Source organism: Halomonas sp. GT, from assembly GCF_002082565.1.
Lineage (GTDB): Bacteria > Pseudomonadota > Gammaproteobacteria > Pseudomonadales > Halomonadaceae > Vreelandella.
The window spans coordinates 1,268,666-1,282,620 of sequence record NZ_CP020562.1 but is presented as its reverse complement, the minus strand read 5'-3'; the positions used below and the strand labels follow the sequence as shown (position 1 = coordinate 1,282,620).

Sequence of the window (13,955 nt, the reverse complement as noted above, 5' to 3'; positions counted from 1 at the left end):
CCCCTCTCTTTGATAGCCTAGTGTCATACTCGATCTTATGACAGGAGGCAGCATGTCTTCAGCACTTGACAGCATTAACCGTGATTTTGCCAATTCCCCCCAAGACCTCATCAAGTGGGCGCTTAGCCAAGGTGAGCGCCCTATTTGCACGACAAATTTCCGTCCTTTTGAAGCGGTGATTCTGCATATGGTCACCCAGGCGCGTCCAGACATCCCAATTATATGGATGGATAGCGGCTACAACACTGAGGCCACCTATCAATTTGCCGATGCTTTAATCCAGCGTCTAAACCTAAACATGGTCAGCTTTATTCCGAAGCGAACCCGTGCTCACCGTGAAGCGCTAGAGGGCCCAATGCCAAGCATTGACGACCCACGCCACACGGCCTTCACTCAAGAAGTAAAGATTGAGCCGTTTGAGCGCGCCCTGCGAGAAATGCAGCCAGATATCTGGTTTACCGCGTTACGGGCAGAGGACACACCAGAGCGGGCCAAAATGCAGCCTGCCAGCCGGAACAGCGATGGTTTATTAAAAATCGCCCCGCTACTGCATTGGAGTGCGAAAGATATGCACTACTACCTTGAGGCACACGACCTGCCCAATAACTTCGACTACTTCGACCCCACCAAAGTAGAAGACAAACGCGAGTGCGGCCTGCACTTACAACACTGATATAGAACGCCCAGTGCTGATTAATACAGAACTAGCACAGAAAAAGGTGAATAGCGCCCGAAGATCACTTTTAAGCGCTATTCATCCACTACCTGATTGCTCTAATGCTCAGGTAGCTCTACTCCCTCAAACAGCTCATGCTCAAAACGTGGGCCAGCTAACAAGGCTTCGTCTACCAAGTCCCGGGTGAGATGAGGTGCAAAGCGGGCTAGGAAATCATACATGTAACCGCGCATAAAGGTGCCACGACGGATACCGATCTTAGTCGTAGAACTCGCAAACAAATGGCTGGCATCCAACGCGACCAAGTCTTCATCTAACACCGGATCAACCGCCATTTGGGCAACAATACCAACACCCATTCCCAACCGCACATACGTTTTAATTACGTCAGCATCGGCAGCAGTTAACACTACATTTGGCGTGAGCCCCTGGGCTTTAAACGCATCATCAAGCTGCGAGCGGCCGGTAAATCCAAACACATAAGTCACTAATGGATGTTCGGCCAACGCTTGAAGGGACAGCGGCTTATTAATCGATGCCAACGGATGATCTTTAGGGACCAAAACGCAGCGATTCCAGCGGTAGCAAGGTAGCAACACTAAGTCGGTGAATAGCTCTAGCGATTCGGTGGCAATTGCAAAATCGGCCTGACCTTCGCTAACCATCTGAGCAATTTGCTTTGGTGTGCCTTGCTGCATATGCAGGGCAACATCAGGGTATTTGAGGGTGAATTCGCTAATGATAGGAGGCAGCGCATAGCGTGCCTGAGTGTGAGTAGTAGCAATCGACAAGCTACCCCGACGCTCGTCGCTGTGCTCTTGGGCAACTTGTTTGATGTTTTCGGTCAGCTTCAACACCTGACCTGCCAGCTCAATGATTGACAGCCCAGCAGGTGTTACGCGGGTAAGGTGTTTTCCGCTGCGTGCAAAAATCTCCACACCTAGCTCATCTTCAAGCAAGCGTATCTGCTTGGAAATACCCGGCTGCGAGGTAAATAAACTCTGCGCGGTGGCTGACACATTCAGGTTGTGTCGATTGACTTCCCAGATATAGCGAAGTTGCTGTAGCTTCATATCCTCACCTTATTATCTATGCAGGAAGCACGTTGAAGCGCATCCTCGCGCCGCTGCTGCCTTGCCTTTCCCGCGAAGCACTTAAAGGTGAAGTACTTGGTGGGCGGCACGCCTCATACATACAATTTTGAATAAAAAAATATCTTATAATTCACTTATAGTATAAAAAATAGCCGTCACGAACACCCATTAATTTTTCATAATTGCTGTCAAAACGTTATAGGAAATTTGCCAGCACCTTCTCCGCCCGCTAACATCTGCCAACTTGGCGCGGTGAAAGTGCGCTAGTAGAACGCGTAATGACCGTTGCTCCATTTGAGGCAACGAAACAGCAAGAGCAACGCAAACGGGAGAAACAAATGGCTAACAATGTTGATGTCACCAACGCCAATTTTGAGCAAGAAGTCCTCAACGCCGAACAGCCAGTCCTACTGAAGTTTTGGGCCCCCTGGTGCGGCCCCTGTAAAGTAATGGCACCTGTGGTTGATGAAGTTGCTGCCGAACGTGGTGACAATTTGAAAGTGGTTAGTGTGAACGTTGACGATGCGCCTGAAATTGCGGCAGAACAAGGTGTACGGGGCGTTCCGACGGTGATGCTATTTAAGTCCGGCACGAAAGTCGCATCGCTGGTTGGCGCTCAGTCTAAATCTCAGTTGACCCAATTTATCGATCAAAACGCTTAATCCGCGCTAACGTTACCGCTGGCAATACCAGCGGTAACGTTTTGCCCTCCAACGTCTCCTTTCATATTTATTCTCGACGCATCCAAGGTGGACGTCGTGCATCGCCAAGACGCGTTCTACGCTGCCCCCCTGGCCCCAGTAAATGGGCGATCCATCGAGTCTGAGGATGACTATCCAAGGCGATCTTTAACGTCATCGTCAATACTACCGACAACAACATCCCCGCAGCACCAAAGATCCACCCCCACACAACCAACGACAGAAACGCCACAAACGTCGATAGCCCCAAGGCTTGCCCCATCACTCGTGGTTCAATCAAGTTGCCCAAAACGAAATTGATTACCAAATAAGCAGATGCGAGTAAAAGGGCCTGCAATACCCCGCCATCCTGAGATACCAGCAATAGTAAAACAGGAGGAATCGCCGCCAAGGCCGAGCCTATATTGGGAATAAAATTCAGGGCAAAAGCCAACACCCCCCATAGCAATGGAAACTCAACGCCCACAATCACGCAAGAGAGCCAGACTAATACCCCGGTAGCCAAGCTAATAACTGTCTTTACCGCTAGGTAGCGCTTCAGCGTTAAACTAAACTCGCTAAACCGTTTTAGACTTGGCGCTGGGTTCTCAAGGGCACGAGACACTTTATCTCGGAAGTTGAGCGTCTCAAACAGCATGAAAATGACTAACAACCCGATAATGCTGCCCTGCATAAAAAGATTGCCGAGCTCGCCTAATAACGTTGTTAACCACGACGCATCGTCTTCCATGGCAAACATATTACTGAGCTGGTCAGGATCAATGGCTAGCCCACGACTAGAGAGCGCGTTCAGCATATCCCAATAGTGCTCATACAAACGCGATTCGATATCTGGTAGCGCCTGAACAAAGGTGCTAAAGCTGTTCACCACCAGCAGGCCAATCAAGGAAATAAAACCCAGCAGCACCATCAGCGTCAAAAAAGCAGAAGCACGCCTGCTGAGGCCACAGTGGTGAAGCCACTGCACAGGCGACGTACATACCACAGCAATAAATACCGCTAATAATAGGGGTACCAGAAGATCCGCCCCAGCCTTCATACCCGCAATAATCACCACCAACGCGGCAAGCGCCAAGGTCGCATTCAAGGGGATACTACGATAATCCTCATCCGATAATTTCGACATTGCCCTTTCCTTAGCATGTAATCCATACATCATGGCTGCTCGCGCGATATTGCACAAACCATGACAATATTAAGCAACTGCTTTGCTTCGACTCTTAGCCAGTGAACTTTATGGCGCTTCGGCCTTCAAAGCAGCGTCACACTATAAGTTAGTTAACGCTAATCATTGGCTCTCTCAGTAAGGAAGTGACCTATGAGTTCAGTAACCCCATCTTTCAAACGTTTGCGCTATGGCGTACTTGGCAGCGCGCTTCTCGCCCTCCTGGCAGCATCTTCGGCTCACGCTGCACAACCCACTCCGCCCAGCTTGCATGTCCAAGCTCAGTCATGGGTGGAAGTAGAGCCTGATAAAGCCACCCTATCTGCACGGCTGTGGGAAAACACGCCTGCGGTCTCCACTTTGGAAGAAACCGACAGTGCAGCGTTGAGTGATGCACGCGAACGGCTTGAAACTCGTGCCAGTGAGCTAATTAAAGCCATGGAAGACATCGGCATTGAACAACGCGCCATCAATGCTGGGTCGCTCAATGTCTATCCTGAACATGTCGCAGGCCCGCGCAATGATGACGGCGAACAAGAAACATTGATGCGCACCCGTTTAGAGCGCCCCTTTAGTGTTGAGCTTACCAATATAGACCAATTGGGCGAGGTGTTTGACGCGATGATAAGTGCTGGCGTGAACACGCTAGACGGCGTTCAGTTTGATCTACAAGACCGCGACGCCGCTACCGATGAAGCACTAACTAAAGCGCTAGAAAAAGCCCGCCATAAAGCGGACTTAATGGCCAGCACGCTAAACGTAAGACTTGGCCCAGTACGGCGCATCGAAGAAGTCCAAGCGCCCATCTTCCAACCCCGCATGATGGCAATGCGCGCTGAAAGCGATGCCATGGGCAGTGGTTCAGCTAGCGACTATCGCCCCGGCACCATTCGTATCGATGCCGAGGTCAACGTCGAGTGGGCACTTAGAGGGCAAGACGCTCAAGGCCGCCCAGGTAGGGTTGCAGAGGCACAGGAACAGTAATAGAGCCATCCGCCTGTTGGTGGTTTTCAAGCACCGCCAGCAGGCAACGCCCCACCGCCAAGCCCGAGCCATTCAGCGTATGCAGCAACTGTGGTTTTTTTGTGTCTGGATGGCGGAAGCGGGCTTGCATGCGCCGCGCCTGGAAATCTTCACAGTTAGAGACTGAAGAAATTTCCCGATACGTTTCTTGGCTAGGCAACCAAACTTCCAAATCATAGGTCTTCGCCGCTCCAAAGCCCATATCGCCGGTACACAGTGTTACAACGCGGTAAGGCAACGCCAGCGCCTGCAAAATTGCTTCAGCATGGCCGCGCATCTCTTCCAATGCTTCATAACTCTTTTCAGGCTCGACAATCTGTACCATTTCCACTTTATCGAACTGATGCTGACGAATCATGCCGCGGGTATCGCGTCCGTGGGAACCTGCTTCGCTGCGGAAACAAGGCGTGTGGGCAGTCAACTTCATTGGCAATGCCGCCTGATCCACAATCTCATCACGCACAAAATTAGTTAGCGGCACTTCCGACGTCGGAATTAGATGGTATTCCCGCTCGTCGTTAAGTTTAAACAAATCTTCGCCAAATTTTGGCAGTTGGCCGGTGCCCATCAGCGAATCGCGATTCACCATATATGGCACATAGCACTCTTCGTAACCATGCTCCTGAGTTTGCGTATCCAGCATAAACTGCGCCAGCGCCCGATGCAGGCGCGCAATCGGCCCGCGCATTACTGCAAAGCGAGCGCCGGTCAGCTTAGCCGCCAGTTCAAAATCGAGATAGCCCGACTTCTTACCAAGATCAACATGGTCCAGCACCTCAAAATCGAATTCTCGCGGCGTACCCCAGCGGTGAAGTTCAACGTTATCGTCTTCACTTTTTCCTTCCGGCACGCTTTCATGGGGAAGGTTGGGAATGCCACTGATAGCGTCATCCCACTCTTCCTGCACCTCGGCCAACTCTTTCTTAGCTTTATCCAGACGCTCGCCTAAATCGCTCACTTCATCCAGCAACGGCTGAATATCTTCACCGTTAGCCTTCGCCTTACCAATCGCTTTTGAGCGCATATTGCGCTCGTTTTGCAGTTGCTCGGTCTGGGTTTGCAACTCACGACGGCGCGATTCCAGCGCTTGCAGTGCTGCTTTATCAAGTTCGAAGCCCCGCCGGGCCAGTTGTTGCGCAGCCGCATCAAGATCACCGCGCAGCAGTTTTGGATCGAGCATGAGTTATCCCTTGGCCTGAAATCAGTGGAACACGGCGTACACTGCCCGTGATGAAAGGGGCCTATTGTAGGCAAAAGCAAGGCGTGGAGCTATGGGGGCAGCGTCAGGGAATTATTGCCTGATGCAGCAAATTATAAAAAGCGGATTGGAAAACGATACTAAGGGCTCGCTTGCCCAATAAAACATCATTCTGAAAGTTTGCTGCACAAAACTCATCTCCCCTGTATGCGCTATTACCAATTGGCATAAAAACCTTGGCCCATTAGTCAAAAGTGGTAGAGTGCCCGCCGATTTGCAGCGCAAATCACTAACAACGGGTTTTAAACAGGAGAAACGTAGTGCAGGAAACAGCGCAAAAGGGAAAATTTTCTTGGTGGCGTGGAATCGCGCTATGGAAAAAAATTCTGGCGGGGTTGGCGCTAGGGGTGTTAGCAGGGGCAATGCTGGGTGAAACTGCCAGCATCTTTAAGCCACTCGGCGATATCTTCATTAACGCCATAATGATGCTGATTGTTCCACTAGTGTTCTCGACGCTGATAGTGGGTATTACCTCCATGCGGGACCCGCAAAAGATGGGGCGCATTGGTGCGCGCACCATTACGTTGTATCTGGTGACCACGGCCTTTGCAATCAGCATTGGCCTGATGCTTTCCACCTTGTTACAGCCTGGGGTTGGCGTCAATTTAAGCTTCGATGCAGAAGTGGCGGCAAACGAAGCCCCCTCCCTGATTTCTATTCTGGTTAACTTAGTGCCGCGCAACCCTCTCGATGCCTTGGCTAATGGCAACATTATGCAGATCATTGTATTTGCCATTGGCTTAGGTATTTCGCTAACGCTGATTGGCGAAAAAGGCGAGCCAGTTATGAAGGTTTTCGATAGCTTTGCTGAAGCAATGTACAAGCTTACGGGGATTGTCATGGCCTTTGCCCCATTCGGCGTATTTGGCTTAATTGCTCACGTCTCAGGCCAGTACGGCTTAGAAATCCTGCTGCCGCTGGCCAAGCTTATTGGCGTGGTGTATCTCGCCAGCATTCTGCACGTGCTAGTGGTTTATTCTGGCTTTATTTCACTACTCGGCCGCTTGAATCCTGTCCGCTACCTACAAGGAAGCTTGGATGCCATTGTGGTGGCGTTCTCCTCTGCCTCATCTGCAGGCACGCTACCGGTGTCAATTCGCTGTGCGCAAAAAAACCTAGGGGTTTCAGAAGGCGTATCTGGCTTTGTGCTACCCGTGGGCGCGACGATTAATATGGACGGCACGGCGCTTTACCAAGGCGTAGTAGTGCTGTTTATTGCCCAAATGACCGGTACTGATTTAACCATGATGGATTACGGTATGATTGTGGCCACCGGTACGCTGGCCTCAATTGGCACCGCGGGCGTTCCCGGCGCGGGCCTCATAATGCTGTCGATTGTAATGGCACAAATTGGCCTACCCTTGGAAGCCATTGCAGTGGTTGCCGGTATAGACCGTATTCTGGATATGGCTCGCACCAGCGTAAACGTGGCAGGTGATTTGATGGTCACGACGCTCGTGGGCAAAAGCGAAGGCGAGCTAAACGAAGAGGTTTATAACAACAGCCGCACGTAGACTTCCTGTGAAGATTGCTTTAGCGCCTGCTGCCTTTGCAGCAGGCGTTTTTTTTATGGCTAGGCGCTAACCTGCTAGCATGTTGTTAATTGCCCCTAACTATGCGAATTCTTATGCCTTCTGCGTTTGAACAAACTCTAACAGCCATCGATGCACTTCACTCTCAAGATCCGCGCCAAACCACCCTTGCCGATGGCACCCCCCTGCCCCAGGAACTTGCCTATGCCCAGCGTATGAGCCATTGGTTAGCACAATTACAATCAGCCACTACCGAGCTGTTGCGTTTGGCAGTACGCGCCCAGCATCTCCAGCGCTGGCTTGTACCGCGCAGCGATTACCCTGAAGGGCGCATAGGCTATTTAACCTGGCGTCGCGATCAGGGTGAGCGCGCGGGCGATACCACTGCCAAACTGATGCGCGATGCTGGCTATAGCGCAGCAGACGCCGAACGAACCGCAACGATTATCCGCAAGAAAGGGCTTGGTCGGGATGCCGATGTGCAAGTGCTGGAAGATTGCGCCTGCCTAGTGTTTTTGGAAAATTATTTTGCAGATTTCTCCCGCAAGGTCGAGCACAACCATATGGTACGTATTGTGCAAAAAACCTGGGGCAAGATGTCACCCCAAGCACATACACTCGCTCTGGCACTGCCCATGAGCGCTACCAGTGCAGCGCTGGTAAAAGAAGCGCTTGGCAGCGCATAAGACTGCCATCAAGATGCAGAGCCGCGGTAGCTGCGGTAAAGTAGCGTCTTCCCTATCCGCTCCCTGCAGTGACGGCTTGATCAACTATGATTGCATCTTTGGATTCTCGTACGGCCCCGTTTAAACGCCTGAGCACTCATTACGTGCGTTTCCTCGAAGCCTTGCGTGCCCGTGGCTTTGAAGGCGAGATTGCCCCGGACTACGCCAACCGTACGGTGCTGGCAACGGATAACTCTATTTACCAGCGTCTGCCTCAGGCGGCGGTGTTTCCTAAGCACGCGGAAGACCTGGAACGCCTTGCCAAGCTGGCTGCTGAGCTGCCCCACCGCGATATCGTGCTCACGCCTCGGGGCGGCGGCACCGGTACCAACGGCCAGTCGTTGACCGACGGCATCGTGGTGGACGTTTCCCGCCATATGAACCAGATCCTATCGATTGATGTAGAGGCACGGCGGGTGCGCGTTCAGGCGGGCGTGGTGAAGGATCAACTCAACGCGGCGCTGAAGCCCCATGGGTTGTTTTTTGCCCCGGAGCTGTCTACTTCTAACCGTGCCACCATCGGCGGCATGATCTCCACCGATGCCAGCGGCCAGGGCAGCTGCGAGTACGGCAAAACCCGTGACCATGTGCTGGAACTGGACACGGTTCTGCTGGGGGGGCAGCATCTGCATAGCCGCGCGCTTAGCGCTGAAGAAGAACAGGCTGAGTGCCAACAAGAAGGCATCCTTGGTCGCGTGCACTCCACCGCCGCTGAGATTATCGACCAGCAGCGTGAGCTGATTGAGGCGAAATTTCCGCCGCTCAACCGCTGCTTAACCGGCTACGATCTGGCGCACCTGCGGGAAGCGCAAGGCCAGCTGAACCTGAACAGCTTGCTGTGTGGTTCGGAAGGCTCGTTGGGCTTTTTGAATGAAGCGGTATTGAACGTGCTGCCGATTCCCCAGCACGCCACTTTGATCAATGTGCGTTACTCCAGCTTTATGGACGCGCTGCGCGATGCCAAGGCATTGATGGCCAGCAGCGCTCGGCCCACCTCGATTGAAACCATCGACGACACCGTGTTGCAGCTGGCCATGGAAGACTTTGTCTGGGACAGCGTAGCTGAGTTTTTCCCCGCCACCGGCAGTACGCCGATTTGTGGCATTAACCTGATCGAGTTTAATGACGATGATCCTGAGCGCTTGGCGGAACGGGTACAGGCGTTCACTGACCATTTGAGCCAAGACGCTACCGTTGAGCGCTTAGGCTACACCCTGGCGGAAGGTCGTCCGCAGATCCAAAAAGTCTACGCCATGCGCAAACGCTCAGTGGGTTTGCTGGGCAATGTGCAGGGCGAGAAACGCCCGATTGCCTTTGTAGAAGACACCGCCGTACCACCGGAGCACTTGGCTGATTTTATTACTGAGTTTCGCGCCGCGCTGGATGCCCGAAAGCTCTCCTACGGGATGTTTGGCCATGTCGATGCGGGGGTGCTGCACGTGCGCCCGGCACTGGATATGAAAGATCCCGAGCAGGAAAAACTGATTCGTGAGATTTCCGATGAAGTGGCAGCCCTGACCCAGAAGTATGGCGGGTTGTTATGGGGGGAACACGGCAAAGGCGTGCGCTCAGAGTACGGCCCCAAATTTTTTGGTGAACTCTACCCCAGCCTGCAGCGCGTCAAAGCCGCGTTTGATCCGCATAACCAGCTAAACCCCGGCAAAATCGCGTCTCCCGCCGAAAGCAATAACCTGATTGCCAAAGACAGCGACCCTGAACTGTTAACGATTGATGGCGTCACCCTGCGCGGCCAGTTAGATCGCACCATTGATGAACGTGCTTGGCAGGCCTATGACGCGGCGGTGTATTGCAACGGCAACGGTGCCTGTTACAACTACGACCTTGATGACCCCATGTGCCCTTCCTGGAAGGCTACCCGTGACCGTGTGCATTCGCCCAAAGGCCGTGCCAGCTTGATGCGTGAGTGGCTGCGTCTGCAGTCCCAGGCAGGGATCGATGTGGTGGAAGAGTCGCGCAAAAAGAAAACCGAAAACGGCTGGGGCTTTATTAAACGCTTTCCACTGCGCGTTGCCAATACGCTCAGCCGTAAGCAACACCACGACTATTCTCACCAAGTTTACGATGCCATGGCGGGTTGCTTGGCGTGTAAATCCTGTGCAGGCCAGTGTCCGATTAAGGTCAATGTGCCGCAGTTCCGTTCGCAGTTTTTAGAGGTCTACCACGGCCGCTATTTACGCCCGCTGCGCGATTACATCATCGGTGGCACCGAATTCATGTTGCCAACCCTTGCCAAGGTTGCGCCGCTGTATAACGCCCTACTCAACCAGCGCTGGGTAGATAGCCTGATGCGTAAAGGGCTTGGAATGAGTGACTCCCCACAGCTATCCCGTGCCAGCGTGAAAAAGCAGTTGCGCGCCTGGGGCGTTGCGGAAGCCACGCCCACCTCGCTGGTACTGCTTACCGAGCAGCAGCGCGCTAACAGCGTGATTATTGTCCAGGATGCGTTCACCAGCCACTTTGAAGCCAAGCTGGTGATGGACGTGGTGGAACTGCTGTCGCGGCTGAATCTGCGAGTGTTTGTGATGCCATTTTCTGCCAACGGCAAACCGCTGCAGGTGCAGGGCTTTTTAGGCGCCTTTGAGCGCACAGCGGAAAAACAGGCCAAGCGCCTGCGGGCGTTGGCAGAGTTCGACGTACCGATGGTAGGGATCGACCCCGCCATGACGCTGACCTACCGCCAAGAATACGTCAAAGCCCTGGGGGCCGAGCAGGTCCCCGAGGTGTTGATGCTGCAAGAGTGGCTGGCCACCCGCATTAACACGCTAGCGCCTCGCCAGCTGAACTTAACCGATCCTGGCTTTAAGCTGCTGTCCCACTGCACCGAAAAAACCAACGCACCGGGCAGCCCCAAGGCCTGGCAGCAGGTGTTTGCGGCGTTTGGCTTAGAGCTTGAGCTGATGGCGACCGGCTGCTGCGGTATGTCCGGCACTTACGGGCATGAAACCCGCAATGTCGAAACGTCGAAGACGATCTACGCCCAATCCTGGCAGCCCCAGGTGGAAGCCGAGGAAAACGCGGGCAAGCTGCTCGCCACCGGCTACTCCTGCCGCAGCCAGGTGAAGCGCTACTCAGCACAAACATTGCACCACCCGCTTCAGGCGCTACTTACGTGCCTCAAGCGGGCAAGTTAATCAACGCTTTAAACACCGTCAATTAAAAGAAGAGCCGCTTGAGGGCTTGGCCAGGGTCCTCTTCACGCATGAAGGCTTCACCAACCAAGAAACCGTTCACCTCATGGTCGCGCATTAGCTCTACGTCATCTCGGGTATGGATACCGGATTCGGTGATAACCGTGACGCCCTCAGGAATGCGCGGCAGTAGGTCTAATGTGGTATTCAGGCTGGTCTCGAAGGTATGCAGATTACGGTTGTTAATACCTACCAGTTTTAGATCCAGCGCTAGGGCACGCTCTAACTCAACAGCGTCATGCACTTCTACCAGCACATCCATGCCTAACGCATTGGCCTGCTGGTGCAGATCGCGCAGTTGAGAGTCGTCTAGAGCAGCTACAATCAGCAGGATACAATCTGCACCAATGGCACGCGCCTCGGTTACCTGATAGCTATGGGTAATAAAATCTTTACGAATAACGGGAAGGTCGCAGGCATCGCGGGCAGCGATCAGAAAGTCTTCATGCCCCTGGAAGAAATCAGCATCCGTCAATACTGACAAGCAGGCTGCGCCGCCCTCTGCATAACGTTTAGCGATATCGTCAGGATGAAAATCTTCACGCATCACGCCCTTGGAAGGCGAGGCTTTTTTCACCTCAGCGATGACCGCCGCATCACCTGCGGCAATACGGTCATTCAGCGCATTAATAAAGCCACGTGGGGCGCTTTGTTTGTCGGCCAGCGCCAGCAAATCTGCTTCAGAAACCGCCTGTCGGCGCTCGGCTACTTCTTCGTCTTTACGAGCCAAAATACGCGTTAAAATTGTTGGCGTTGCCTGGTCAGTCATTAGATTATTCACCCTTTAAAGACGCTAGTGAAGTGTGAAAGCTCTCGAAGCTTCTCTAACGGCAGCTTGGAAGCCTGTGCATCCTGAGCCACCATCACACCCTCTTTTAAGCTATCGGCCACACCCGAGCAGTAAAGTGCTGCACCAGCATTTAGTGCCACTATATCCGCCGCTGCCCCTTCGCCACTAAGAGAGGCCTTCACTAACCGTAGGCTATCTTCAGCGCTGGTCGCTTTTAATGGCGCCAGGCTTTGACGCTCGATACCCAACTCTTCGGGAGTAATGGTGTACTCAGTAATTTCGCTATTTTTTAGTTCAGCTACACGCGTAGGGGCAGCCAAAGAAATTTCATCCAAACCATCTTCAGAGTGCACCACCAACACGTGTCGACTGCCGAGCTTGCGCAGCACTTCAGCCATCAACGGCACTAGCTCAAGCGAGTAAACGCCCAGCACTTGGTTAGGTGCGCTTGCTGGGTTGGTCAATGGGCCAAGGATATTAAACAGCGTGCGCACGCCCATTTCCCGGCGCGGCCCGATAGCATAGCGCATGGCCGGGTGGTGATTGGGGGCAAACATAAAGCCCACACCTACCTGCTCAATACAGCGCGCCACCTGTTCAGGCTTAAGATCAAGGTAAATGCCAGCGATATCGAAAAGATCTGCACTGCCCGACGACGAGGAGACGCTACGGTTACCATGCTTGGCGACATGAGCGCCCCCGGCAGCAGCCACAAAGCTAGCCGCCGTAGAAACATTAAACAGGTTCGCTCCATCACCGCCGGTGCCGACAATATCGACTACGTTGTCGGTGTGCAGTTCAACACGCTTCATGAGCTCGCGCATAACCTGTGCCGCCGCACTAATTTCCTCGGCGCTCTCGCCTTTCATGGCGAGTCCCACTAGCAGGCCGCCAATTTGCGCATCGGAGGCTTCGCCGGTCATGATCTGACGCATTAGCGCGTGCATCGCATTGAAAGAGAGGTCTTCGCGGCGCATCACCGCGTTAATTGCATCTCGCATTTGCATGAACAGAAAAGCCCCTAAAGCGTATAAATTTGGCAATCAGCCGCGTTTTAAAAAGTTAGCCAATAACGCATGGCCTTGGCGCGTGAGTATGGACTCAGGGTGGAACTGTACCCCTTCAACATCCAGGCTGCGATGACGAAAGCCCATTATCAGCCCTGGCGTAACGTCATCGTCTGCGGTCCAAGCAGTGATTTCAAAACACTCTGGCAAGCTGTTTTTTTCTACCACGAGTGAATGATAACGGGTCACTTCTAGCGGGTTTTCGAGCCCGCTAAAAACCCCCTGCCCACTGTGCACTACAGCCGACGTTTTACCATGCATTACCTGAGGTGCTCGCACCACTTTACCACCGTAAACTTGCCCAATCGCCTGATGCCCAAGACAAACCCCTAAAATAGGCAATTTACCTGCGAAGTGGTCAATCGCCGCCAGCGATATGCCCGCCTCGTTGGGGGTGCATGGTCCCGGTGAAATGACTAAATGGGTAGGCGCTAAAGCGCCAATTTGTTCAAGGGTAAGTTCATCATTGCGATAGGTCATTACCTCGGCCCCCAGCTCACCAAGGTATTGGACGATATTGAACGTGAAGCTGTCATAATTATCGATCATCAACACACGTTGCACTACCTGCACTTGCGCCATCGCCCCACTTACTCCATCACATTAGACAAACCACTTTGCTGGGATGATACCCCAACCCAAGCACCACTTGCAGGGCCAAGGGTCGACTGAGACATTTACACTTATTTTAGAGGGCCAACCAACAAACCACGGT

12 protein-coding genes are annotated in these 13,955 nt (G+C 53.1%); 6 read left to right on the top strand and 6 right to left on the bottom strand.

What is annotated here, in order from left to right:
* The first annotated feature begins 52 nt into the window (after positions 1–52).
* Positions 53–673 (top strand): phosphoadenosine phosphosulfate reductase domain-containing protein, encoded by a 621-nt coding sequence (locus B6A39_RS06015; protein WP_083002530.1) that lies wholly within the window; start codon positions 53–55, stop codon positions 671–673.
* Between the two features lie 101 nt (positions 674–774).
* On the opposite strand, the gene cysB is transcribed toward B6A39_RS06015, so the two are convergent.
* Positions 775–1,749: an HTH-type transcriptional regulator CysB gene (gene cysB / locus B6A39_RS06010; RefSeq protein WP_083002527.1), complete on the bottom strand. Its 975-nt coding sequence runs from the start codon at positions 1,747–1,749 to the stop codon at positions 775–777.
* 299 nt (positions 1,750–2,048) lie between these two features.
* Between cysB and trxA the strand changes: the two genes are divergently transcribed.
* Positions 2,049–2,432, top strand: a complete 384-nt coding sequence (trxA, locus tag B6A39_RS06005) for a thioredoxin (protein WP_009722702.1) — start codon at positions 2,049–2,051, stop codon at positions 2,430–2,432.
* 67 nt (positions 2,433–2,499) lie between these two features.
* On the opposite strand, the gene B6A39_RS06000 is transcribed toward trxA, so the two are convergent.
* Positions 2,500–3,597 (bottom strand): AI-2E family transporter, encoded by a 1,098-nt coding sequence (locus tag B6A39_RS06000; protein WP_083002523.1) that lies wholly within the window; start codon positions 3,595–3,597, stop codon positions 2,500–2,502.
* A gap of 192 nt (positions 3,598–3,789) precedes the next feature.
* Between B6A39_RS06000 and B6A39_RS05995 the strand changes: the two genes are divergently transcribed.
* The gene (locus B6A39_RS05995; protein ID WP_083002520.1) at positions 3,790–4,620 is read left to right on the top strand and encodes an SIMPL domain-containing protein; all 831 of its coding nucleotides are present in this window, start codon (positions 3,790–3,792) and stop codon (positions 4,618–4,620) included.
* Here the strand turns inward: B6A39_RS05995 and serS are convergent.
* The gene (serS, locus tag B6A39_RS05990) at positions 4,562–5,839 is read right to left on the bottom strand and encodes a serine--tRNA ligase (RefSeq protein ID WP_083002516.1); all 1,278 of its coding nucleotides are present in this window, start codon (positions 5,837–5,839) and stop codon (positions 4,562–4,564) included. The genes B6A39_RS05995 and serS overlap by 59 nt on opposite strands.
* 338 nt (positions 5,840–6,177) lie before the next feature.
* Here serS and B6A39_RS05985 point away from each other — a divergent pair, with 338 nt between their 5' ends.
* The 3 genes from B6A39_RS05985 to ydiJ all read left to right on the top strand — a co-directional run bounded on the left by B6A39_RS05985 (position 6,178) and on the right by ydiJ (position 11,326).
* Complete coding sequence (locus B6A39_RS05985; protein ID WP_083002512.1) at positions 6,178–7,431, top strand: dicarboxylate/amino acid:cation symporter; 1,254 nt, start codon at positions 6,178–6,180, stop codon at positions 7,429–7,431.
* 113 nt (positions 7,432–7,544) lie between these two features.
* Positions 7,545–8,135 (top strand): DUF4202 domain-containing protein, encoded by a 591-nt coding sequence (locus B6A39_RS05980; RefSeq protein WP_083002509.1) that lies wholly within the window; start codon positions 7,545–7,547, stop codon positions 8,133–8,135.
* An 86-nt stretch (positions 8,136–8,221) separates the two neighbouring features.
* Positions 8,222–11,326, top strand: a complete 3,105-nt coding sequence (gene ydiJ, locus B6A39_RS05975; RefSeq protein ID WP_083002505.1) for a D-2-hydroxyglutarate dehydrogenase YdiJ — start codon at positions 8,222–8,224, stop codon at positions 11,324–11,326.
* A gap of 22 nt (positions 11,327–11,348) precedes the next feature.
* On the opposite strand, the gene trpC is transcribed toward ydiJ, so the two are convergent.
* Genes trpC through B6A39_RS05960 form a run of 3 tightly spaced genes read right to left on the bottom strand, consistent with a single transcriptional unit; the run spans position 11,349 to position 13,822 of the window.
* Complete coding sequence (gene trpC / locus B6A39_RS05970; protein WP_083002502.1) at positions 11,349–12,152, bottom strand: indole-3-glycerol phosphate synthase TrpC; 804 nt, start codon at positions 12,150–12,152, stop codon at positions 11,349–11,351.
* 8 nt (positions 12,153–12,160) lie between these two features.
* Positions 12,161–13,180, bottom strand: coding sequence for an anthranilate phosphoribosyltransferase (trpD, locus tag B6A39_RS05965; RefSeq protein WP_083002498.1), 1,020 nt, complete (start codon positions 13,178–13,180; stop codon positions 12,161–12,163).
* Positions 13,181–13,216: 36 nt separating this feature from the next.
* A complete protein-coding gene (locus B6A39_RS05960; protein ID WP_083002494.1) occupies positions 13,217–13,822 on the bottom strand; it encodes an anthranilate synthase component II in 606 nt (201 codons plus the stop codon).
* Positions 13,823–13,955: the final 133 nt, after the last annotated feature.